This window comes from Microcoleus sp. PH2017_24_DOB_U_A (genome assembly GCF_020738205.1).
Taxonomy (GTDB): Bacteria; Cyanobacteriota; Cyanobacteriia; order Cyanobacteriales; family Microcoleaceae; genus Microcoleus.
This window is the reverse complement of sequence record NZ_JAEQCT010000039.1, coordinates 20,268-43,379: the sequence shown is the minus strand read 5'-3', so window position 1 is coordinate 43,379 and position 23,112 is coordinate 20,268. Positions and strand designations below refer to the sequence as shown.

At 46.1% G+C, this 23,112-nt stretch carries 23 protein-coding genes; 13 read left to right on the top strand and 10 right to left on the bottom strand.

Annotated elements, in window-relative coordinates:
• The first annotated feature begins 173 nt into the window (after positions 1–173).
• Positions 174–407, top strand: a complete 234-nt coding sequence (locus JGK07_RS11485) for a hypothetical protein (protein ID WP_293180433.1) — start codon at positions 174–176, stop codon at positions 405–407.
• The gene (locus tag JGK07_RS11480) at positions 400–906 is read left to right on the top strand and encodes a hypothetical protein (RefSeq protein ID WP_293180435.1); all 507 of its coding nucleotides are present in this window, start codon (positions 400–402) and stop codon (positions 904–906) included. The genes JGK07_RS11485 and JGK07_RS11480 overlap by 8 nt, the downstream gene beginning before the upstream one ends.
• Here JGK07_RS11480 and JGK07_RS11475 read toward each other — a convergent pair.
• Both JGK07_RS11475 and JGK07_RS11470 read right to left on the bottom strand, forming a co-directional pair.
• Positions 903–1,541 (bottom strand): Uma2 family endonuclease, encoded by a 639-nt coding sequence (locus JGK07_RS11475; protein ID WP_293180438.1) that lies wholly within the window; start codon positions 1,539–1,541, stop codon positions 903–905. The two genes, JGK07_RS11480 and JGK07_RS11475, sit on opposite strands and share 4 nt — an antisense overlap.
• Positions 1,542–1,590: 49 nt before the next feature.
• Positions 1,591–2,481, bottom strand: a complete 891-nt coding sequence (locus JGK07_RS11470; protein WP_293180441.1) for a LysR family transcriptional regulator — start codon at positions 2,479–2,481, stop codon at positions 1,591–1,593.
• Between the two features lie 18 nt (positions 2,482–2,499).
• Here JGK07_RS11470 and JGK07_RS11465 point away from each other — a divergent pair, with 18 nt between their 5' ends.
• The 6 genes from JGK07_RS11465 to JGK07_RS11440 all read left to right on the top strand — a co-directional run bounded on the left by JGK07_RS11465 (position 2,500) and on the right by JGK07_RS11440 (position 7,219).
• Positions 2,500–2,667, top strand: coding sequence for a hypothetical protein (locus JGK07_RS11465; protein ID WP_293180444.1), 168 nt, complete (start codon positions 2,500–2,502; stop codon positions 2,665–2,667).
• A gap of 129 nt (positions 2,668–2,796) precedes the next feature.
• On the top strand, positions 2,797–3,477 hold the full coding sequence (locus JGK07_RS11460) for a type 1 glutamine amidotransferase domain-containing protein (protein ID WP_293180447.1): 681 nt from the start codon (positions 2,797–2,799) through the stop codon (positions 3,475–3,477).
• A gap of 85 nt (positions 3,478–3,562) precedes the next feature.
• Entirely contained in the window at positions 3,563–3,799 is a 237-nt protein-coding gene (locus tag JGK07_RS11455; protein ID WP_293180450.1) for a hypothetical protein, read from the top strand.
• Between the two features lie 238 nt (positions 3,800–4,037).
• Positions 4,038–5,408 (top strand): P-loop NTPase fold protein, encoded by a 1,371-nt coding sequence (locus JGK07_RS11450; RefSeq protein WP_293180453.1) that lies wholly within the window; start codon positions 4,038–4,040, stop codon positions 5,406–5,408.
• 266 nt (positions 5,409–5,674) lie between these two features.
• Positions 5,675–6,676 carry a shikimate dehydrogenase gene (locus JGK07_RS11445; RefSeq protein WP_293180456.1) on the top strand — a complete coding sequence of 334 codons (1,002 nt, stop codon included), beginning with the start codon at positions 5,675–5,677 and terminating at the stop codon, positions 6,674–6,676.
• Between the two features lie 111 nt (positions 6,677–6,787).
• On the top strand, positions 6,788–7,219 hold the full coding sequence (locus tag JGK07_RS11440) for a hypothetical protein (protein ID WP_293180459.1): 432 nt from the start codon (positions 6,788–6,790) through the stop codon (positions 7,217–7,219).
• 151 nt (positions 7,220–7,370) lie between these two features.
• Here JGK07_RS11440 and JGK07_RS11435 read toward each other — a convergent pair whose 3' ends face one another.
• The 3 genes from JGK07_RS11435 to JGK07_RS11425 form a co-directional block, all read right to left on the bottom strand.
• Complete coding sequence (locus JGK07_RS11435; protein WP_293180462.1) at positions 7,371–7,658, bottom strand: YggT family protein; 288 nt, start codon at positions 7,656–7,658, stop codon at positions 7,371–7,373.
• Positions 7,659–7,879: 221 nt separating this feature from the next.
• Positions 7,880–8,203: a hypothetical protein gene (locus JGK07_RS11430; RefSeq protein WP_293180465.1), complete on the bottom strand. Its 324-nt coding sequence runs from the start codon at positions 8,201–8,203 to the stop codon at positions 7,880–7,882.
• A 170-nt stretch (positions 8,204–8,373) separates the two neighbouring features.
• Positions 8,374–8,742, bottom strand: a complete 369-nt coding sequence (locus JGK07_RS11425) for a YkgJ family cysteine cluster protein (protein ID WP_293180468.1) — start codon at positions 8,740–8,742, stop codon at positions 8,374–8,376.
• 328 nt (positions 8,743–9,070) lie between these two features.
• On the opposite strand from JGK07_RS11425, the gene JGK07_RS11420 reads away from it, so the two are divergent.
• The 3 genes from JGK07_RS11420 to JGK07_RS11410 all read left to right on the top strand — a co-directional run bounded on the left by JGK07_RS11420 (position 9,071) and on the right by JGK07_RS11410 (position 10,364).
• Positions 9,071–9,295: a hypothetical protein gene (locus JGK07_RS11420; RefSeq protein WP_325315843.1), complete on the top strand. Its 225-nt coding sequence runs from the start codon at positions 9,071–9,073 to the stop codon at positions 9,293–9,295.
• Between the two features lie 96 nt (positions 9,296–9,391).
• Complete coding sequence (locus tag JGK07_RS11415; RefSeq protein ID WP_293180471.1) at positions 9,392–10,045, top strand: Uma2 family endonuclease; 654 nt, start codon at positions 9,392–9,394, stop codon at positions 10,043–10,045.
• Positions 10,046–10,223: 178 nt separating this feature from the next.
• Positions 10,224–10,364 (top strand): photosystem II reaction center protein Ycf12, encoded by a 141-nt coding sequence (locus tag JGK07_RS11410; protein WP_293180474.1) that lies wholly within the window; start codon positions 10,224–10,226, stop codon positions 10,362–10,364.
• 459 nt (positions 10,365–10,823) lie between these two features.
• On the opposite strand, the gene recJ is transcribed toward JGK07_RS11410, so the two are convergent.
• On the bottom strand, positions 10,824–12,899 hold the full coding sequence (recJ, locus tag JGK07_RS11405; protein ID WP_293180477.1) for a single-stranded-DNA-specific exonuclease RecJ: 2,076 nt from the start codon (positions 12,897–12,899) through the stop codon (positions 10,824–10,826).
• 351 nt (positions 12,900–13,250) lie between these two features.
• Here recJ and JGK07_RS11400 point away from each other — a divergent pair, with 351 nt between their 5' ends.
• Positions 13,251–14,156, top strand: a complete 906-nt coding sequence (locus JGK07_RS11400; RefSeq protein WP_293197036.1) for a bestrophin family protein — start codon at positions 13,251–13,253, stop codon at positions 14,154–14,156.
• A 312-nt stretch (positions 14,157–14,468) separates the two neighbouring features.
• Here JGK07_RS11400 and lnt read toward each other — a convergent pair whose 3' ends face one another.
• From lnt to JGK07_RS11385, 3 genes are all read right to left on the bottom strand, one after another.
• On the bottom strand, positions 14,469–16,274 hold the full coding sequence (lnt, locus tag JGK07_RS11395; protein WP_293241867.1) for an apolipoprotein N-acyltransferase: 1,806 nt from the start codon (positions 16,272–16,274) through the stop codon (positions 14,469–14,471).
• 342 nt (positions 16,275–16,616) lie between these two features.
• Positions 16,617–17,699, bottom strand: coding sequence for a photosystem II q(b) protein (psbA, locus tag JGK07_RS11390; protein WP_293180485.1), 1,083 nt, complete (start codon positions 17,697–17,699; stop codon positions 16,617–16,619).
• 606 nt (positions 17,700–18,305) lie between these two features.
• On the bottom strand, positions 18,306–18,653 hold the full coding sequence (locus tag JGK07_RS11385; protein WP_293180488.1) for a histidine triad nucleotide-binding protein: 348 nt from the start codon (positions 18,651–18,653) through the stop codon (positions 18,306–18,308).
• 244 nt (positions 18,654–18,897) lie between these two features.
• On the opposite strand from JGK07_RS11385, the gene JGK07_RS11380 reads away from it, so the two are divergent.
• Positions 18,898–20,427 (top strand): YifB family Mg chelatase-like AAA ATPase, encoded by a 1,530-nt coding sequence (locus JGK07_RS11380; RefSeq protein ID WP_293190961.1) that lies wholly within the window; start codon positions 18,898–18,900, stop codon positions 20,425–20,427.
• Positions 20,428–21,112: 685 nt separating this feature from the next.
• On the opposite strand, the gene JGK07_RS11375 is transcribed toward JGK07_RS11380, so the two are convergent.
• The gene (locus tag JGK07_RS11375; protein ID WP_293190959.1) at positions 21,113–22,981 is read right to left on the bottom strand and encodes an adenylate/guanylate cyclase domain-containing protein; all 1,869 of its coding nucleotides are present in this window, start codon (positions 22,979–22,981) and stop codon (positions 21,113–21,115) included.
• Between the last annotated feature and the right edge of the window lie 131 nt (positions 22,982–23,112).

Sequence of the window (23,112 nt, the reverse complement as noted above, 5' to 3'; positions counted from 1 at the left end):
CTTTATCGCGTGTTCCTCAACGTGAAAGTGTCAATTACAATGGATAGAATAAATTGGTATAAAAATTGGGTTCTATAATATAAATTATGTGAATGCGCCCCGGTGAGTGAGGACACACTCAACCGAGACGACTTCTCCAAAGTTCGACTATCCGAACTAGGAGTAACTTAAGTATGACAAAACCCAGATACGACGAGGAGAAAGATGAAACCCGCCATGCGGCAGCGAATGAAGAATGCTGCGAGGATATGGCAGATAATTACGGGTGGACGCTGAAGCAGGCAGAGCTAGTCGCAACTGATGTTTTACCTGTGGATTGCGTTTTCGATGGCTACTGCGAGTTTCCACCCTCTCGCATGGATTTAACGCAAGGCGACTATTTCAAGGAGGACAAAGAAGATGCGTAAACTGATTCTGTTCAAAGCGGATAAAGGTGAAATTGAAAAGTATCGTCAGAAAACTGAGACACAAATCGGAAAGTCATTTTACCGCATTGCAAATGTGGATTCAGTACCTTCTTTAACTAACACCATTGCCGAACACTACGACTCTAGTGGCAAACCTGCTCCTGCGATCGGACACCGACTGACGGAAACAGTGCCAGAAAACCGGGACTCCTTTCGAGATAGTGGCTGGGAAGTTGTGCGGGTGGAAGAATACACCCCTGAAATCCCGCCTCCCTATGGTGCAGGATTTGATACAATTTGCATTTGCTACTGCGCCTATAAGCCTTTAGCACCTGAAAATGTCTGGATGAAAAAGGCTCATCGCTTTGCTCCATCCCTAGATTCCTTTGGTGGTGATGAAAAGGCTTATCAGGAGTGGCTAGCTACTCAGTCGGAGGACGTGCAGGCTGAATCGAAATCGGCAATGGAGTGGCTCAAGACTCAAGAAAAACAGCATTAAAACCAAGCTCGCAGGTCGCGTATTGCCGCAATTTCATCTTCTTTTGCCTGTTCTAGAAAAGCAATTAGCCTTTCTTTCGGCACTTGAGGAAAGGTAGGACTCGATTCAACCTCCATATACTCGCCCTCGTGCAATTGATAAATTCGCCACACTTTGCCATTGAACCGCCAAAACTCCGGTACACCAATAGCAGCGTAGAATTTGTTTTTCTCAATATCAGTATGAGTAATATCTACTTCTACCACTAAATCAGGCGGAGGATCTTTGGTAAAATCAACATTTCGGCCTTTGACGAGGGGTTGATTTTGAATATAGTAGGCATTATCTGGTTCGGCTCCCTTTTTCAGAAAAGGATAGTTCATAGTTGTTGAACCCATCGTTTTCATCCGCATCCCCATGAGTTCAATCAGCGTCCGAATAAAACACTCGATTAATCGACTTGAAAATTCGTGTTCTTCTAAGGGCATGGTGATTTCTAGAATCCCGTTGTCATAGATCAAATGACAGCCTCGTGACTGGGGTAAGGCATTGAGAATTTGTAGATAACCGTCCCAAGATAACCCCCAAATTACGACGCGCTGTTCGCCAATAGGTTTTTGCAGTTCTGCTGTAGCTTCTGGTGCAGATGTTACCACAAGTGACCTCCAAGTGGAATTGATATTGATGGTTTACTCTAAGGCTAACTTAGTTTACATTGATTTGGCAAATTTCTAACATCCGTTTGACTTTTGGCAACTGTCTTTCCGATTTCCGAAAAGCCAGCCAAATCCGATTGGTAACAGCCTGTGTAGGTTTAAGCACAAGTGTCAAACGATTTTCTGTCACCCAATCTGCACACAAGTAATCGGGAAGCACGCTAAAGCCAAATCCGCATTCAACGGCTTGTCTAATTGCTCTTAAATCGGGAATAATTAGTTTGGGTTGAACATCGATTCTTTTGCCAAACACGACGCGCCAAAAGCGGCGGGCGATCGGTAATTCTTCGCTGTAAGCAATCCAAGGTTGAGTTAATAGCCATTGAGAAAGTGGGTTTAAATCTGCTTGACTGATTCCTTCAGCAATCGGAATCGCCATATTTGGCGGCCCGACTAGCCAGAAGTTTTCCTCGAATAGTAGTTCATATTCAATGTCAGACAAGGTAATTTTTTGGGTAGCAATTACGATGTCTAGTTTTCCGGCTTTGAGTTGTTGGATCAACTCCGATGTTAGTCCAAATTGGATTGTGTAAAAAGTGTGATCGTCTTGGGGTAATTGACTGAGGATGCGATCGGTAAAAAATTCTTGTGGTGTACCGATTCTGATGGTTTGTGGTGTTTCGGCGCTGGAGTTTTTGTGGGGAATTGATTCGAGTTTCTCGATCGCACTTGCAACTTGACTATACAGTCTTTTTCCCGCATCCGTCGGCACCATCCGTCTCGGAGTTCTTTGAAACAACGGATTTCCCAAAGCTGACTCTAGGGCTGCGACGTGTTGGCTGACAGCCGGTTGTGTTAGGTGCAAAACTTGGGCTGCCCCGGATACGGTTCCGACGCGGTAAACCTCGATAAAGCTGCGATACCACTCAAAGCTAATCATAAATAAGGCAGTTCGGCAATGGATTTTAGGAACGGGCAAGATGCCCATTCCACAAGAAATGCACTTTTTGTGGAACAGGCCGGAAAGCCTGTTGCTAAGCCCCCACAAGAAATGCACTCTTTGTGGAACAGGCCGGAAAGCCTGTTGCTGACAATGGTGAAATATCTCAGATTTAACGGATGTTAGGAAGTTCGGCATTGGGATTTGGTATAACTAGATTTATAGTTACACGAAACTTTCATAATTTGTATTTTAGATGAATTCGACCTAGGATAAAAACAACGAGCACAAAGACACCCACAACAGGAATCGAATATGACTAGCCAAAAAGTTCTGATTGTTTTAACCAGCCACGATACTCTTGGTGACACTGGTAAAGAAACTGGTTTCTATCTCCCAGAAGTAACCCATCCCTTGGACGCATTTACTAAAGCCGGATTAATGGTAGATTTTGTCAGTCCAAAAGGCGGCAAAGCTCCAATGGTTGGGATTGATTTGGAAGACCCGCTAAATAAGGCTTTTTTAGATGATTCTGAGCAGGTTTTGCAAGTCGAAAATACTCTGAATCCTGCACAAATTAAACCCGCAGAATATGCTGCTATTTTCTATGCTGGCGGACATGGAACCATGTGGGATTTTGCTGATAACCAGGAACTTGCTGAGATTGCGGCTGCTATTTATGAAGCAGGCGGAATTGTCGGTGCTGTCTGTCACGGGCCTGCGGCGTTAGTCAATATTAAGCTATCTGACGGTACATACCTGGTTGCTAACAAGACTGTGGCTGCTTTTACTAATGAAGAGGAAGCGGCTGTGGGATTGACTGATATCGTGCCGTTTTTGCTGGAGGCGAAGTTAATTGAGCGTGGGGCTAATTTTACTAAGGTTCCTAATTTTCAAGTTTGTGTTGTGGCGAGCGATCGACTCGTCACAGGGCAAAATCCCGCTTCCGCCGCAGGTGTAGGCGAACGAATGGTAGAATTAATTAATGCAAAATAGCACTTTGAAATCTGGTGAATCGGTACAGCCAACAGTTTCGGCAAATTAATCTTGCTCGGTGATAAATCTGTTACGGGATTCGCTGATGCAATTAGATTTGAGGTTGGAGATCCCCGCCAATCTTAACTGGATAATCCATCGGGGCGAGTGCAAGTGCTCGCCCTTTCTGCATTCGGTTAACCCTACTCAAATACCCAATTTTACTGGAGAACATTACCGCCCACAGTTCGTCTTTGATTTTAGCAGACAAATTCGCGATCGCCTGTGTCAGATGCTGTTCGGCAAATTCTCCGCAATCAATCTGTTAGTTGTGATGACTTGAGTCCTCTGATTTTGGAGAGAACTCAAGTCCTCACGCTCGAAGCAATCAAGTTATTACTGACTTTTGTTCATTCCGTGACTGCAAAAAATAAGTGGGATTTGTGATTGCGGATTCCGATCTACATTTAGATATTGAAAGACCAATAAAACATCAAAACAACTAGCAATTTGTGCGGAGCGGTCAAATTGCTCAATGAAGAAGCTCTTAGGGCATAATATTATAAAACAGAGAACAGGGTATGGAACTAAATTTACAGAAATTTTATACGGCCTGCAATCCCAGCTACACCCTGGCAGTAGCAAATCAAGAAGACCGACAATACTATATCGATTTTTCGTCAGTGCGGGGCGGCACAATCGTAGAACAATTGGAGCGCACCATCAGCCGTCTCTCGCCCGATGTACCTACCTGTCAATTATTTACCGGTCACATCGGCTCGGGGAAATCCACAGAATTGCTGCGGCTGCAAGCTCAATTGCAGGAGCAAGGTTTTCATGTGGTTTATTTTGAGTCGAGTAAAGATTTAGACATGGCTGATGTCGATATCACTGACATTTTGTTGAGCGTGGCGCGTCAGGTGAGCGAAAGCATTGAGAAAATGAAAATCAAGCTGCAACCGACGGGTTTTAAAGCTTTGCTCAAGGGCGTTGCTGATGTTTTTCAAACTCAAATAGATCTGAAAGCGGGAGCTTCTGTCCCCGGTTTGGGTGAGGTAAATGCTAGCACGGATGGAGAGTTTTCTTTGTCTTTGGGTATTGGCAAAATTACTGCTAAGGCGAAGGATGCTCCGAATTTGCGATCGGAGTTGAGGCAATATTTGGAGCCGCGGACTAATGTAATTTTAGATGCGCTCAATAAGGAGTTGCTGGAACCGGCTAATCAAGAACTCAAGCGCCAAGGTAAACAGGGACTTGTGGTAATTATCGACAATCTCGATCGCATACACCTGTGCGCGAAACCAACGGGGCGGATGCAGCCGGAATATCTGTTTGTCGATCGCGGGGAGCAGTTGGCAAGACTGAACTGTCATGTCGTGTATACAATTCCTTTGGTGCTGATTTTCTCTAACGACTTGGGTCAGCTTAGCAATCGCTTCGGGGTAGATCCAAAGGTTTTGCCGATGGTGCCGGTGCAATTGAATGACGCTTCTGAGTGTGCAGAGGGTGTCGAATTGCTGCGACAGATGGTTCTGGCGCGCGCTTTTCCAACAGTGGAGGCGTCGCAGCGCTATGCTTTGGTTGGCAAAATTTTCGATTCTGCCGAAACTCTCGATCGCCTCTGTCGAGTTAGCGGGGGTCATGTTCGCAATTTGTTACAACTACTCTATAGCTGTCTGCAAAAACAAGACCCTCCTGTGTCGCGGGAAACTTTGGAAAATGTGATTGTCCAACGCCGTCACCAGCTTACTTTGGCGATCGAACCTGATGAGTGGCAATTACTCCGCCAAGTATCTGCTACCAAAACAGTGAATGGTGAAACTAAATACCAAATTTTGCTCCGCAGTCTTTGGGTATTTGAGTACCGTTACGGCGAGGATTACTGGTTTGATGTCAATCCGATTTTGGCTGACGCGAAGGAGTTTCGGGATACCGAAAATGCGGCCAAATAGCTTTGATTTGTAAAAGATTAAAGATGTATAGCCTTCTCAGAAAGATGAGGTACTCATGGGCATAGGGCATAGGGCATAGGGCATAGGGCATAGGACATACCTCACCCCGCTTGAGAACCGCTATAAATTACTTTCAAATTATCTGCGTCGATCTGCCTTAAATCTGCGGCTTCTGCATAAATCTTTGATTGATACAATAAGTTTCTTACTTCTTCCTGATGACAACTGACAACTGACAACTGACAACTGACAACTGACTTCAAACTATGATTAAAGGCACTACTAAACTGCTCGGAGTAATTGGTCATCCGATCGCACATTCTCTGTCCCCGGTGATGCACAATGCTGCCATTTCTCACTTGGGTGTCGATTTTGTTTACCTGCCGTTTCCGGTAAAACCAGAGGATTTAAAGGCTGCGCTGGCAGGATTTGCCGCGATCGACCTTCGGGGATTTAGCATCACGATTCCTCACAAACAGGCAATCTTACCGCTGCTGGCGGAGGTTTCTCCCATTGCTAGGGCGATCGGCGCAGTCAACACCGTCTACCGCACTGACAAAGGTTGGTGCGGCACAAATACCGACGTAGAAGGCTTTCTCGCGCCGTTGCAAACAGAGGGTTTTCCCACTTTCCGATCAGATTCCGATCCCCCCCAGCCCCCCTTAAGAAGGGGGGAGAATTCACTCAAAGTCCCCCTTCTTAAGGGGGATTTAGGGGGATCTCCGGGTTTAAAAACCCCCCTAGGGCGGGCTTCCGATTGGAGTCAGAAAGTAGCGGTAATTTTGGGGAATGGCGGGGCGGCGAGGGCTGTTGTGGCTGGATGCGCTCAATTGGGATTTGCAGAGATTCACGTTGTCGGCCGCAACGCCCCCAATTTAGCGGAATTTCAACAGAGTTGGGTGAATTCTCCGATGCCGATGCAGAATTTGCAGGTGCATACTTGGGATAATTTGTCAATGTTGATTTCGCAGGCCGATTTGCTGGTGAATACAACTCCTGTGGGAATGCACCCGCACGGGGAAAAGTCGCCGGTTGCTGCTGCTGCGCTCGATCGAATTTCCGCAGGTGCGATCGTTTACGATCTGATTTACACCCCGAATCCTACTCAGTTGCTCAAAGATGCACAGCTTCGCGGTGCAATACCGATTGACGGACTAGAAATGCTAGTTCAACAAGGAGCAGCAGCCTTGAAAATTTGGCTGGACACAGAATATGTCCCTGTGGATGTAATGCGCCAAGCCTTGCGCCAGCATTTAGGTTTAGACTAATGCCGTCTCCTCCTGGAGCCGGACACGGCAGTGCCGTTTCCCGGAGGAGGTTAAGAATTTGACCTTGAATTCGCGCTAAGCTGAGTAAAATATATTTACGCTGCAATTGTTATGAAATTTCGAGCTATCAGTCTTCTTTTTGCCACTTGGGCGATCGCAATTTTGAGTTTGGTATTCACTCCACCAGCTTGGGCTACCACACAGATTAAACTTTCCGATCTTTCCTATCACGAATGTCCCGCAGAAATGGCAGAAGGAACAGTCACCAGCGGCAGTTCTATGGAAGCTAATTGCTTTTTGATTACTGGGAAAGCTGAAAATACTAGCGGCAAACCTGTTTTTGATGCTGATATTTTCGGTCGTATTTATGATGCAGATGAAAATCCAGTGATGCAAAACCGGACTCGCTTAGGTTCTATCGAAGAAGTTCCTCCCGGAATTAGCGATTTTCAGCTCAGAATTTCGGTTGCAGCCAATCAACGAACACCTTTGCAGCTCAAGCAGTTTAAAGCTACAGGTTTTACTGGCGTGGTTCGCCGTTAGTGAAACTATAGCCTTTCGAGCGAAATATGAGGTGCTCATGGGCATAGGGCATAGGGCATAGGGCATAGGGCATACCTCACTTTTTCGAGAACGGCTATAAATGTAAATTCCCCCTATAAGGGGGAAGTTTTAAACCCTATTTTTCTGATAACTAAAAAGCGGTTTGCAAGCTGCCCAAAAGACCGATCAGAAATTGCGAGCCAAACTGAAGTACAAAAAACGCAATCATTGGAGAAAAGTCAATACCTCCCAAGGGGGGAATAATTGAGCGGAAGAGATTGAGGTAAGGATCTGTTAACTGACTCAAAATCGAAAACGGGGGGTCGTACCAATTGATGTTGGGGAACCAGCTTAACAGTACCCTAATAATCATCAGGACTAGATAGATTTGCAGAAATGTCGCTAGCGTGTTTGCCAAAAGGCCTATTGAATAACTCATAAATTTTGGTTGTCGTTTGAGTAAAGTTTACAGACACTTTAACTTTGAGTTTAGCATAGCTGCGGAAGAGGGAAGGCACTGAGGGTAGAGGCTGAGCAATTTTGTGGTTCCTTTTTACTTTTGCCTTGGTTTTTAATGGGAAAGTTGAACAGAGAAATGTGCGACAGTTGGTCGATCGCCCGCATTCTACTCCCCGACTGCTCTAAAATCTTCAATCTTATTCAGGAGTCAGGGGCGATCGAACCCTCGCTGTTGTGGGCTGGCGCGTTCCCGTTGACATCGCCGAGTTGCAGCCGCACGTCATCAATTGCCTGATTTAGCTGGGCAATTTTATCTTCCAAACTCAGCCTTGCTACTTCCATCCCTTCGGCTTCGAGTTGGCTGGCTTTCCTCTGGCGCATCTTTCTGATCTTGGCATCGGAAGGATCGCTCAGCAAAGCTTCAGCAGCGCGCCTCGACAGCACCGCACCCAAAACTGCCCCTACCAAGCCCCCAACTGCGGCTCCCGCAATAAATCCGCCTGTAAAACCCTCTCGATTGCTCATGGCTCAACTCAACTGCGCGATATTTCCTTGATTTGTCTATTTTTACACTCTCTGGAGCGATCGACCTGGAGAGGATTTTAGATTTTAGGTTTGAGATTTTAGGTTTGAGATTGAAATACGATCTCGAAAAATGCTTCGGAAGCACAAAGCCCACAGGGACATCAAGTCGGTTAATTGTCGGGTAAGGCGATCGTTCCAACTTCAGAGTTGAAGCGAATCATCTCCAAAGATCGATCGCCATACATATCTTCAATGTGCTCCAAACAGCAGTCGATCGCAAAATCGTTCAACTCAGCAGGCTCAATCCCGTACATATCCTGAAACACTTCCTCGTCTACCCGACAAAAGCGCGGGCGATCGGCATAAATTCCGCATTCCCTCGTTTCTTTGTCAAAGTTTATACACCAACCGTCATCTCCCACTAAGCTCAAGTAGAGCGCCAATTGCTCGGTAGATAAATACTCGTCCAGGTCAGGGCGCTCTGTTGGTTCTAGGTAACAACAAGCACCGCACTGCTTTACGCAACGCCAAGTAGCCATAATTTGATTTTAGATTTTAGATTTTAGATTTTAGATTTGGAGCATTATCTGGAAAATGCCCAACTTTAAGAGAGATTAAAGCCTTTCAAGTATACCAAGTGCCAGCGCCGCAGAAGGAGTTCGCGAAAAGACGGTTCGATTTTTGATTGCGAACACTCTCCGGTAAAGGCATCCAGCCCTGGTTCCTGTACGGATGACTGTTTTATGCTTGGGGCTGGCTCTTTTTTGGCTGTGAGCTTTATCAAAATCTACAAGTACATCACTTGTCAAGTATGATGTACCTGATGGTAAATTGAAGCCTCGGTAGACAGTCGCGGATAATGTTGATATGTATAGACAACCGCGCGATATGGCTACCAAGCGACCAAGAACTACCATCAGCTTTGACTTTGACGAGTACAAGGAGTTAAAAATTTGGGCTGATTCTGAATTTCGTTCCATTCCTCAACTGGTTCTTGTCTTGGTCAAGAAAGCCTTGATAGAGAGGAATAAACGATCGTCAGATCCAGCCAGCGCACCTCCGAGTGAACCTGATAGCTCCGGACTCACATAAACCAAACCCCCGCCAACTACCAAAGCTAAGCGGGGCAAGGAAAGTAAGGAAGCTGGCTAATATCTAGTATAAATCTAGCAAAGGAGGAACAACACCATGATCCAAGCCCAAACAATCCCCAAAACAGTCACTTTTGATGAGTTCGCAGCCTGGTATCCAGAGAACTCAGTTCACCGCTACGAACTACACAATGGAGTAATTGTCGAAATGCCTCTAGGAACTGGCCGCCATTCCGGTGTTACAGGTTTTATCAGCTTAAAAGTAGGAGTTGAAATTGACCGACGCGAATTACCTTACTGCATCCCTGGTGACTGCCTGCTTAAACCCACTCGCGATGAGGCTGGTTATCAGCCCGATGTAATTGTCCTAGATCAAGCATCTCTGGCAAAGGAACCGCGCTGGGAAAGGGAGTCCATCATCACGATGGGGTCTTCGATCCGACTGGCTGTAGAGGTCGTCAGCACGAACTGGCGAGATGATTACCATTTCAAATTTGCTGATTACGAAGAAATTGGCATCCCTGAATACTGGATTGTGGACTATTTGGGTTTAGGTGGCCGCAAGTTCATTGGGAATCCCAAACAACCCACCCTTTCAGTTTGCCAGTTAGTAGATGGGGAGTATCAGGTAAAGCAGTTTCGGGGCGATGACACTGTTGAATCGCTGGCTTTCCCAGAATTGAGGTTGACTGCCGAGTTGATTTTTCGGGCAGGTTTGCCTCCAAGCAGCCCCATGGATGAACCGGACTAATTACGATCGCCCAAACTCAGGGTTTTTTAGCCGAATTTGCGATCGCCCGCAGGTCGATCGTTCTTTACATTTTGTTGAATTTTGTAAACTTCCTTAAAAAAGAGGGCCGATCGCCCGGTAAAATCAGAAGCGGATTTTCTCATCAATCTAGACTTACTCACTACAGTCAGGAGGACACATGGACTTTATAACGGATCTTTTTAACGGCGGAGGCCCTGTAAACTTGCAACTTATTGTTCAGGTAGCTTTACTGGCAGCAGTCGTGCTTTCTGGCCCGATCGTGATTTTTCTGTTGGCAGCTAAAGGCGGCGACCTGTAATTATACCACGGCTGGCGATCGATAGTTGAGAGTTTTGCATAATTTAAAATTCAAAATTCCCAAAGCTCGATCGCCACTCATAGTTAGGACGGGCTAGAAGCCCATCCCACAAAAATCTTTTTTCTTGTGGGATGGGCTTCTAGCCCGTCCCAAAATTTGATTAAAAGGACTTTTGCAATCTTGTCTATTGACTTGCAGCGCAGTAAATCTGCGACGTTGAATTTTGGTCTCAAATTGTCGATTCGATCCTAACCTTCGTGTTGGGGGCTTGTACCTGTTTTTGTGCGGGCGAATTTTCCCTAAATTTCACCCCGATGAATTAGGTTTACCAGAAAGAATTGGTTGAAAGCCGGAACACGAGTGAGGGAGAAATTAAAATAAGACTATTCATTGCTTCAATCCTCGGACTGACCGGAAGAGGTAGCTGTCAACTGTCAACTGTCAACTGTCAACTGAAGATCAAATACCGAGGGCGTGTTTAGCCGTTTGAATCAAATTCTCGAAAAAAGGTAGAGATACATCGACTTCTCTAGCATCCTGGCGGGAGTTACCCAACAAACCCATGCTTTGTCCAGGTTCAACAACCAAAACTTGCCCTTGAGAATTGCGAATTCTCAATTCCTCTTGAGAACCGGCGGGAGACAGACTACAAGAATAAGTGCGATCGCAATAATCAAACTCAACTTTTCCAAACACCGACGGCCTCGAACTAGCAGCACTGGCCACTAAGCGGACACCCAACAATTCCAACTCAACCGAAGTCTTGCCATTAAAACTATTTTCCCGCAAGCGGTACGCAATATCAACCCGCCGAGGCAACGGAAAATATTCACCCCAACGCCACGCAATCCCCTTCAAACTAGCCGAACCTTTTTCATCTTGAGTTGCAGTTAGTTTAACATGACCTCCCTTACCAACAATTTTTTGTTCAGTAATACAAACATTAGGCGTCCAAAATACAGGAGCCTTATTTTCAATCCCGCAAGGTTCTAGAGCATCAATTTGTCGGTAAAGGTCAAGATTAATCTCAGCCAAATCCGCTCGCACATCTACTGAAACCAACGGCTTGAGGTGTTCCGGCTGCAAACATTGATTCGCAAAAATTGACAGTTGCTTGCGGAATTGTTCGAGATTCTTGGCAGGCATCGAAAAACCGCCAGCCGCCTTATGTCCACCAAATTTAGTTAATAAATCAGCGCAAAAATTTAGCCCGTCAAATACATTAAATTCAGGAATTCCCCTCGCCGAACCCCGGATGATATTACCCGTTTCGCCACCCTCATCCTCAAAAGTACCGATAAAAACGGGTACGCCGTAACGTTCGAGCAACCGAGATGCTACAATCCCAATCACCCCGTGGTGCCAACCGGGCTGCACGACAACTAAAACTCGTTCCTGCTGTAAATTGAGCGCACTTTTCTCGCACCAAGCAATCGCTTCCTGCTCAATTTCCTGACACAACTCCTGACGGCGCTGATTGATTTGTTCGCACTGCATCGCGTTTTTGAGTGCCAATTCGCGATCGTCCGTTGTCAGCAACTCTATCACAATTTGAGGGTCAGCCAGCCGCCCCACAGCATTAATCCGCGGGCCCAGCCGAAAACCAATATCTTCAGGCTTTAAGGTATTGTTAGCTTGAGTTTTTGAATTAAAAAGAGGTAAATTTTCCGCACTTGCAGGCTGCACTCCCGCCACCTGAATCAAAGCTTGAACTCCGGCTAATTGCGAGTGAGGCAAAAGTCGCAAACCCCGCTTTACCCAGCGGCGGTTAACTCCTGTCAGAGGCGCCAAATCTGCAATAGTTCCCAAGGTAAATAATTCCAGCAGCGGATTCACCAACCCGCCAACTTTCTTCAAATCTTGAGCCAAAGTAATCGCCAAAACATAGGCAACGCCTACTCCAGCCAAACCGCGATAGGGCGAAGATTCCGCAATTAATTTTGGGTTGAGAATAGCATCAGCCGGGGGCAGTTTTGGCGGCAAATCGTGGTGGTCTGTAATAATAACTTTTACACCGAGTTCTCGCGCTCTGGCAACTGGGCCATAGGCTGCAATCCCGTTGTCTACCGTCAGAATCAGAGCCACACCTTCGGCATGAAATTCTTCTACAATGCGATCGTTAATCCCGTAACCTTCGTGCATCCGGCTGGGAATCGCATAATCAACATTCGCGCCCAAAGCCCTCAGAGCTCGCAGCAACAAAGCCGTGCTCGTCATCCCGTCAGCATCGTAGTCGCCACAAATCGCAATTTTCTGCCCTGTTGAAATCGCCTCCCGCAACAATTTGACACTCGCAGCCAAATCGGGAAATTCATCCAGTGGCGCCGGCAAAACCAGAGATTCCGGTTCGATAAACCCTTGCACTTCTTCGAGAGAATCGATACCGCGATTAATAAGTACCTGTGCTAGCAAGCATGACAAACCGATTTCATTGGCAAACTGTTCGGCTTGCTGTGGTTGAGGCGAATAAATTTGCCACCGTTGGTTCGGCAATCGGGGAGAATGCGGGGGTACAGATGTCGGTAGCTCTGGCACGGAAGCTGAGGTCTAAAGATACATAACCAATCTTACCTAATTAAGTGTCTAATGAAATCAATATTAGATTGGCGATCGATCGCAAAGATGAGTTTTTTCGGTAAAATCCGAAGGTTGTGCGGATAAAAGCAGCGTGGTGAACAGTTGACAGTTGACAGTTGACAGTTGACAGCGAAGTGATAATAACGGAGATTTAAACTCGGTTCTTATCACAATCTGCCGACCTGAGTAAGGGCTTCAAACCCTTGCTATTCGGTGAAAGTGCGATCGCATCTGAAAACAATGTCTAGCAGGCATTTGTCACGCCCATACAGTCCCCAGTGCTGGATTTTATTTTAACAGGAGATTGTGATGATTACAGAAAAGCGGCCCTGGTTTAAAGTTGCCTTCCAGTTTCAAGGGTCGATCATTTTTTTCATTTGGCGCCGCGTCATGCTGTGCGCTAGTTTTGGGTTGTTGATTTCGGTACTGTACTTTTTTAACTTCCCAGTATCCTTGCCCATCCTATCAAGCATTGTTCCCAGTATAGTCCTCGGCTTATTGTTAGTGTTTCGGACAAATACAGCTTACGATCGATTTTGGGAAGGCCGGAGGTGCTGGGGAACCTTAATTATTGCAGTCAGAAATTTGGCACGTCAAATCTGGGTATCTATTAGCGATCGAGAACCGGATGATTTAGCGAAAAAAAAGTCTACTTTGCGATTATTAGTGGCTTTTGCCATAGCAATGAAATTGCACTTGCGCCAAGAACCAATTAGCTCAGAAATAGAGCCTTACGTACTACCCCAACAGTATGAGAATCTCAAAAAGATGAACAATCCTCCCCTCGAAATTGCTTTTTGGATTGGGGATTATTTGACGATACAGTACGAGGCAAATAACCTCGATGTCTATCGGCTAACTGCGATGAATCAGTTAGTAAATAACATGATTGAGGCCTTGAGCGGTTGCGAGCGGATTTTGAGAACTCCGATGCCTCTTGCTTACGCGATTCATCTCAAACAGCTACTCTTGCTTTACTGCTTGGCACTGCCTTTTCAAATGGTGAAGGAGTTAACTTGGGGGACAGGCCCTGTGGTAGCTTTAATTAGTTTTGCTTTGTTCGGTATCGAAGAAATCGGCATTGAAATTGAAAATCCTTTTGGACACGATGCCAATGATTTGCCTTTGGATAATATTTGTGCTACTATGCAGCGCAATATCAACGATTTAATTACTTTATCTCCTAGCGTTCATGCTCGGGCAAAAGAGCATTAAAGTCATTAGTGATTAGTCATTGGTTATTGGTTATTGGTTATTAGTTATTGGTTATTGGTCATTGGTTGTCGAGCGTTAGTCATTGGTGATTGGTTACGCTTTTGTGCATTTAAATTGTATTTTTACGGCGGGCAGGATTCCCGCCCCACAAAAGTTTAACTTTATTCGGACGTGCAATTTAAATGCCTCGGAGCTTATTTGTCTTATGTTTCTTGTTCGTTCTAATAACCAATAACCAGTAACTCATGCCCTATGCCCTATGCCCATGAGTACCTCATATGGAGATCGAAATGCTATAGCTTCCGCCTAACGTTAATTTCTAGCAATTAACCACATTAACCCAGCTAAAACCAACAATAAAGGCGTCAGCCAATCTCCCCACCGCACGTACAAAGTCCGAGTTTGCCGCCGATAAATAGTAGCATCTCGGACTTCATAGGTATTAATTCCAGACTTCCAAATCGTCTCGCCGCGAGGATTTACAAAAGCAGAATAACCTGTATTAGTTGCGATCGCAGCCCATCTATCAGTTTCAATGGCCCGCATCACATCCAAAGCGTGATGCTGAGCCAGCATTGGCGGTTTGTAATGGGCATTGTTGGAAGCTGTGAGTATAAATTCACCTCCATTTGCCGCCTGATATCGGAAAACTTCAGCAAACGCTGAATCGTAACAAATTCCGACAATAGCGTGGCCAAACGGCGTATTAAACCATTGTTTTGAGTTCCCTGGTACTAAATGAGTATCTAAGGGAGACAGCCGATTAATAATGCCGCCTAAGATTTCGTAAAAAGGGATGTATTCGCCTAAGGGCACTAGCTTGAGTTTATCATACCGGCTGACAATTTCTCCTGTTTTGTCGATCGCCAATAAGCTATTAGTCATGCTATCTCCTTCCTGTCCGAATCCTCCAACCCAAGCCAGAACACCGCGTTGGAGAATCGCTTGGTAAAAAGAAAGAGTAGAACGTTGATACTCGTTTGTCCAGATAAAAGGCAAAGCCGTCTCTGGAAGCAACACAGCATCTACTCCTCTGTCAGCTAACTCCTTATATCCAGCCGTGTAACCTTCCAAAGCGCGCCGCCAACCACCTGAGTCAAACTTAATCTCGTTAGGAATATTGCCTTGAATAATCCCAATTTTTAATCCTGTTCCCGCCTCTTGAATTAACGGGCGATTGTACAAACTCCAGCCGACAATATGCAAAACTAAAAATAAACCCGCAGGCAAAATATAAGCAACCCACTTCTTCCATCTTCCTTCTCCCTTCTTCTTTCTTCCCTCCTCCTTCCTCCCATCCGTTACATCCCGTACATTGCTCGTTGCCGAACTTCCCTCTTCCTTCTTCCTTCTTCCTGCGATAAAAGCTTCAGCAATTAAGCCATTTACTGCTACAATTGCCGCTGTTACTGCGCTGGGCCCGGAGAGTTGACCGAGGTGCAATATGGCTAAGTTGTGCGGGCTTTGGGTGTATGATAGTGATGTCCACCACAGCGAACCCATACTCCAAATACTTTCTAAGGCGCACCACAAAGCTGTACCAATTAACACGCGGGCCAACCCTGATAATTTAGATCTACCCCCCCCTGCCCCCCCTTGTAAAGGGGGGGAGTTAAGAATAAGAAGAGGATTTTTGCGTGGTAAAGTGAGGGAGTTGAGAATTATAAATAGCCACGCCCAAACAGTGACTAATCCGGCTCCCCAGAGGGTGATGAATGCCCAGCAAAAAAGTGCGATCGCCAAACTGGGCCACCAAGGAACTCCCAACCAAGTCATTGGGTGTATTCCCATAATCCAAGATATGGCTAATCCGTGATAGCCGATTCCCCAGAGAGCAGGAAGAAGGAAGAAGGAAGCAGGAAGAATGAATAGGAAAGAAGGAAGAACTTTTTGTTTTTTTTCTGTGATTATTGCTCGTTCATAACTGACAACCAAAACCCACAGGGGTGCTAATGCTACCCAAGCCAACGGCCAAGCATTGACTGGTGCTGTTGTCAATGCCATCAAAATGCCGCTGAAAAATGCGTTAGCGAAGCCCTCGAAGAGGATCGCCCCGCCGAATATTTGAGATTTCTCAACCGCGAGTTTTTCAAATTTAAGTCTTTTAAATATCGCCACTTTGATGATTACCAATTAAATATATAGCGGTTCTCAGAAAGATTCGCGGACGTTGTTGGGAAGAGAGCCCTCTTGGTTTCAGTGGTTATATAACCTGTCAGTCATACCTCACCTTTTTGAGAAAGGCTATAATAATTCTTAATCAATATATCATATCATAAAGGTTTGTAGTGAGGACTTTAGTCTGCATCCAAGAAAGGACTAAAGTCCTCACTACAAACCAATTTGATTCTGGTCAGTGTAGCGGAAACAATATCAAAAATAAATCTCTTAATTTATGCTTTCCAAAACAAAAAGCGCCCTCATTTGGAGAGAGCGCTTTTTATTAATCAACAGCTAAATTTAGCCGTTGATGGAAGGAGCAACCAATGCTACTGGGGTGACAGCACCGGCGGCCAAGTCGAGGGGGAAGTTGTGAGCGTTGCGCTCGTGCATAACTTCCATACCCAAGTTGGCGCGGTTGATGACATCAGCCCAAGTATTGATGACGCGACCTTGGGAGTCGATAATCGATTGATTGAAGTTGAAACCGTTGAGGTTAAACGCCATCGTGGAAATACCTAAAGCGGTAAACCAGATGCCGACAACTGGCCACGCACCTAATAAGAAGTGCAAGGAACGGCTGTTGTTAAAACTTGCATATTGGAAGATCAAACGACCGAAGTAGCCGTGGGCTGCAACGATGTTGTAGGTTTCTTCTTCTTGACCAAATTTGTAACCGTAGTTTAGCGATTCGCTTTCACTTGTCTCGCGAACCAAAGAAGATGTTACTAAAGAACCGTGCATGGCAGAAAACAAAGCACCGCCGAAGACACCAGCAACTCCCAACATATGGAAGGGGTGCATTAGGATGTTGTGCTCGGCTTGGAACACGATCATGAAGTTGAATGTGCCGCTGATACCCAGGGGCATTCCGTCAGAAAAGCTGCCTTGCCCGATCGGGTAAATCAAAAATACTGCGGTAGCAGATGCCACAGGTGCAGAGTAGGCTACGCAGATCCAAGGACGCATTCCTAAGCGATAGCTCAGTTCCCACTGGCGGCCCATGTAGCAAAAAATGCCGATGAGGAAGTGGAAAATGACGAGCTGGTAAGGGCCGCCGTTGTACAACCATTCGTCTAAAGAGGCTGCTTCCCAGATGGGATAGAAGTGAAGCCCGATCGCATTAGACGAAGGAACAACAGCACCACTGATCAGGTTATTGCCGAACATCAAGGAACCAGCAACTGGTTCGCGGATGCCGTCAATATCCACAGGAGGAGCTGCTACAAAGGCAATGATGTAGCAGGTGGTTGCGGTCAGCAGAGTTGGGATCATGATTGTCCCAAACCAACCAACATAAATCCGGTTATCGGTGCTAGTTACCCACTCGCAGAACCGTTCCCAAACGTTGCCGCTTTCGCGACGCTGTACGGTTGTTGTCATTTGTTTTATGATTGCTTAATTGAATTTTCAACGTTCTGTTGTGGAAATCTCCACGCTTATATTAGTAACACTATTCACAACAGTTTGCAAAGGGATTAGTGCTTATATTTGAATAAATTTATAATCCTTTACATAACTTGATTCTTGATGAATTTTTGTGGCTGTTTGCAAAGTAATATTACAGAATAAATACGGTTAAAATAAAGCGGGCAGAAGAGCTGAATCTTTCTTCTGTAGGTTGGTTCAGCAGTTAAGTCAAATTATTTTTGTTGAGGTCAAACTTCTTTATAGTTAAACATATCTTAATTGGCGATTGAGCAGATGAATTTTAATATTTGTTTACATATCCTAGGTGGATTGACGGTTGACAGTTGACTGTTGACGGTTGACTGTTGACGGTTGTAGAACGAGAATCAAATCATTGATGCTTGAGGAGTATCGGCTCTATTCAAGAAGTTATTTATGTTCTCACGGATGTGGCGATCGCACTAAATTCTCCAGAATCCGCAATCAACCGGATTCATCAACTAAAAACCCGGTTCATAAGGCGCTTTACAATTGCCATAAACCGGGTTTCTTTCGTAAATTGTGCCTAAAAATTAGCCTTTAGCCTGGGGGCCACTTCATGTGCCGTCCGCCGAGAATGTGAAGGTGCAGGTGATCTACGGTTTGGCCACCGTCATTGCCGGTATTAATCACGACGCGATAGCCGTTACTGAGTCCGAGTTGTTCGGCTACCCGTTTTACAGTCAGCAGCAGGTGTCCCATGAGGGCATGATCTCCCGATTCGGCATCGGCTAATTTGGGAATAGGTTTTTTGGGAATGACGAGGATGTGGACTGGCGCTTGCGGATTGATATCTCTGAAGGCGAGGGCTAAGTCGTCCTCATAAACGATGTCTGCGGGAATCTCTTTGCGGATGATTTTGCTGAAAAGCGTTTCTTGGGTTGTCATGGGTGTTAACGAAGTTCGGCAACGGGCAATGTACGGGATGTAACGGATAAATTTTCAGGGAAGGGGGAAGGCGGAGGGGACAAGGGGAGGGAGGAAGGGGGAAGAGGCAGGAGGAGAGAAGGAAGAGAAGAGGAGAAAAGGAAGAGGCAACGAAAAGTTTTTCTTGCCTCTTCTGATATTCATTAGTCATTGTTAATCATAATAGATGATGGATCGAAGACAGGCAAATTGAGGATAAAAAATAATGCTTGCGAGGGTTTGGAGTGCATCTATCGTAGGAATTGACGCGGTAAAGGTGGGTGTGGAGGCTGATGTATCGGGGGGACTGCCGAAAATTGTGGTTGTGGGGTTGCCGGATTCGGCGGTGCAAGAGGCTAAAGAAAGGGTTAAGGCTACGCTCAAAAATTCGGGATATGGTTTTCCGATGCGGAGTATTGTGATTAATTTGACTCCGGCGGATTTGCGTAAGGAAGGCCCGAGTTTTGATTTGCCGATCGCCATTGGCATTTTAGCAGCATCCGAACAGGTCAGCGCCGAGCTGTTGGGAGATTATTTGTTTTTGGGGGAACTCTCTTTGGACGGGAGTTTGCGGCCTGTGGCGGGGGTTTTGCCGATCGCCGCTGCTGCTGCCAAAATGGGTATTTCGGGGTTAATTGTACCAGCAGCCAATGCAAAGGAAGCGGCTTTAGTAAAAGGAATATCTGTTTACGGTTTTGAAAATATATTTGCAGTTACTGATTTTTTGAACAATCCTCAAGTTTATTCACCGATACAAGTAAACGGTAGAGAAGAGTTAGGAAAAACTAGGTTTCAGGGTCTAGATTTAAAAGACGTAAAGGGGCAAATTCACGCGCGGCGGGCTTTGGAAATTGCGGCTGCCGGTGGACACAATTTGATTTTTGTGGGGCCGCCAGGAAGCGGCAAGACGATGCTGGCGAGACGTTTGCCGGGTATTTTGCCACCGCTGACTTTTGATGAAGCTTTGGATGTGACTCAAATTCATTCGGTGGCTGGTTTGTTGAAGGATAAGGGTATGCTGGTGAGCGATCGACCTTTTCGCAGTCCTCACCATTCAGCATCCGGGCCTTCTCTCGTTGGCGGGGGCAGTTTTCCGCGTCCGGGTGAAATTTCCTTAGCACATCGCGGCATACTTTTTCTGGATGAATTAACTGAATTTAAAAGAGATGTTTTGGAGTTTTTGCGACAGCCTTTAGAAGACGGTTATGTGACGATTTCTAGAACCAGACAATCGGTGATGTTTCCGGCACAATTTACATTAGTTGCTAGTACGAATCCTTGCGCTTGCGGTTACTATGGCGACTCGATCCAACAGTGTACTTGTTCGCCCCAAAAGAGGGAACAATATTGGGCAAAACTTTCGGGGCCTTTGATGGATCGGATTGATTTGCAAGTGGCGGTTAATCGTTTGAAACCTGAGGAAATTACCAGACAGGCGACGGGGGAGGAGTCGGAACCGGTGCGGGTGAGGGTGCAGCGGGCGCGAGAGATGGCGACTCGCCGTTTTCAGTCAGAAGCTGGCTTGCGGTGTAACGCGCAGATGCTAAGCAGCCACATTAACCAATGGTGTCAGTTGGATGATGCTTCGCGGAATTTGTTGGAGATGGCGATTCGGAAATTGGGGCTTTCGGCGCGGGCTAGCGATCGCATTTTGAAGGTTGCTAGGACTATTGCGGATTTGTCGGGGGATGACAGCTTGAAGACTAATCACGTGGGGGAGGCGGTGCAGTATCGGACGATCGATCGGATGCAGTAAGGAGGATTTGTGCGATCGGGCGTAGGGAAAATGAGACATTAATTCATCTAAAATATCAGAATAAACGTTGATATAACCCTTCTCAGATAAGTGAGGTATGTTGTTGGGCTTCAGCCCTCTTATACTAATTGTATACTAAGGATCGCGAATTAAATAATTTACACATATTTGTGGGACGGGCGGGACGCCCATCCCACAAGAACAGTAAAAATTGTAAGTTATTTAATTGTCATTCCTAAGCGAGGTCGCATCAAAAAAAACATTGGGAGCATCTCATTTTTGTAAAAAGCATTTTTTATTATAGTGCTGTCCCCGCTCGCGTATTATACGATACGCGAGCGGGGACGCTCGCACTATAGCAATCCTAATTGATTTTCTAGATATGGAAATCCTAAAATCCTTGCTATATAAGGAGTCTACTAAGACAATTGGGTCGTTATCTTGTGCCAATCAGATCGGACAGCACTATAAGAAAAAAATGCTTTTTACAAAAATGAGATCCACCCTGGATTTGGGAATTATACCAAGCACAAACAAATATTGCTACAACACAATTATTTAGTGGAATGAACGTCCAAGTTGTTTCCTCAAATATTCTCGCCTGTGCGTCGTTAGCTCGATTTTAGATTTTTTCGGGTACGAGCGATAACGACACACCCTACAAAATAAATTTGGAAAATTGCTATTATTTACGACCAGTCAACAAATAAGTAACCATGTATCCCTTGCCCTTAACTTGAATCGCCCCTCGCTTCTGAAAAGTGTATTTATTCTTTAATATTTCGTAGGTTTCGGCGGTGACTTGAATGCAGCCGGTAATCCCGTGGGATTCCATGCGCGAAGCAATATTTACTGTGTCGCCCCAAAGGTCGTAAATAAACTTTTTTAAGCCGATGACGCCGGCAACTACAGGGCCACTGCTAATTCCGATCCGAATGCTGAATGGTTCGGAATGATTTAAGCTCAGAAACCGGATTTCTTGTAGCATATCGATCGCCATATTCGCCACCGCCTCGGCATGATCCTCTCGCGGAGTAGGTAAACCGCCGACAACCATGTAAGCATCACCAATAGTCTTAATTTTCTCCAAACCGTGGCGATCGGCTAAATGATCAAAAGCTGAAAAAATATCATTGAGCACGGACACTACCGCAGTCGCTGAAATTCTCGACGAAAGCTCTGTAAAGCCCACAATGTCGGCAAACATCACCGTTACTTCCCCAAAACTTTCGGCGATATTATGTTCATTGTCTTTCAAACGCAGGACGATCGCCGCCGGCAAAACATTCAGCAACAGTTGCTCGGATTTCGCTTGTTCCACTTCCAACTGTTGGTAAGCAGCCTGCAACTGTTCGGTTTGGAGAATTCTTTCTCGGGCTAGCTTTTCGATTTGGGCGGTGCGACTCAACGCTGTCAGCATATATGTCACCGGCAGCAGAGTCCACAACATCCCCATACTCAGAGTTCCCCAAGAACGCCAGTGCTTGCGAGTCTTCCGAATTTCCGGCGTTGCAGACACGTATAAAGACCACTGGCTGCCGCTAATTTTCAGCACCCTTTGGCAAGCCGCATACTGCGGGCCTGGATTGTCCAGAATCGGGCAGTTTGACCTTTGAGTTACTTTCGCAGCGGCCGATGCGGTGAACACTTGTTGGGTGGAGGATTGGAACAAAGCCGCAAATTGCGGAATTTGCCCGTCAGCAGCCCGATTTTGCAGAACGGGGTCGGGCGTTGGCGGTAACAACGGCAGTGCTTCTGGCTTGTCTGGAGGCTCGCTGGCGAGATAAATGGTGAGGTAGTCGGTATTGCGTCCTTTTAAAGAGGTTTGGAAAATATCTTTGCCTTGAAATACGCCCAGAACAAATCCTTGTAGCAGTTGGCGGCGGGATTCCAGGGTAGTCGGTTTAGTGCTGTTTTCGTAAATCGGAACTATTACCAAAAGACCCACTTCCGGCGAATTGCGCTGAATTAGACCGTCGTAGCTGGTGACAATCATTTCTCCAGTATCGCGCGCGCGATCGATCGCAGCGCGAATTTCTGGGTGGGAAGTGAGGTCAAATCCCAATGCTGTCTCGTTTCCCGCCGTTGGTTCGACGTAAAAAGCTGGGAAATATTCCGAACGCTGGCCGGCCTTGCGGAGTTCTCCCTGGGGGCCGCGCTCTGTAATCTGGAAGCTGGAGTCAGTTTCGGTTCTGGCTTGGGCTTCGTAGTTGGCGCGCTGGGAATTGGGAACGCGGGGGGCCCAAGCCAGCAGTTGCAGGCTGGGGTGAACGGATAGGGGACGGCCGACAAACCGAGCAAAAGAAGAACGTTCGACGACGCTAAACGCTTTCATGTAGTCGCTGAGGGCGAGAACTGCGTCTAAGTCTGAGTTGAGTTGGCGTTCAATGCCGATCGAAATATCGTCGATGCGGCGGTGCATTTCGTAGTCGTGGCGCCTGTCTTCCCAGTCCCAAACCAAGGCAAATGCCAGGGCCGAGAATCCGACACCCAAAACAAGTGTCAACCCGGCTGGAATGTAGCGAGACCAGGATAAAGGTAGTTTTTTCAGCATAATTGCCTAGCGAATAAGGGCAGCAGATGAGCACACCGCACAAATGAGATTAATTTCGGCGTCTCAGTGCCGTTAATTCAAAACCCTGATAACTCAAGCACCGACGGCAATTGGGGATTAAAAGAAGACCG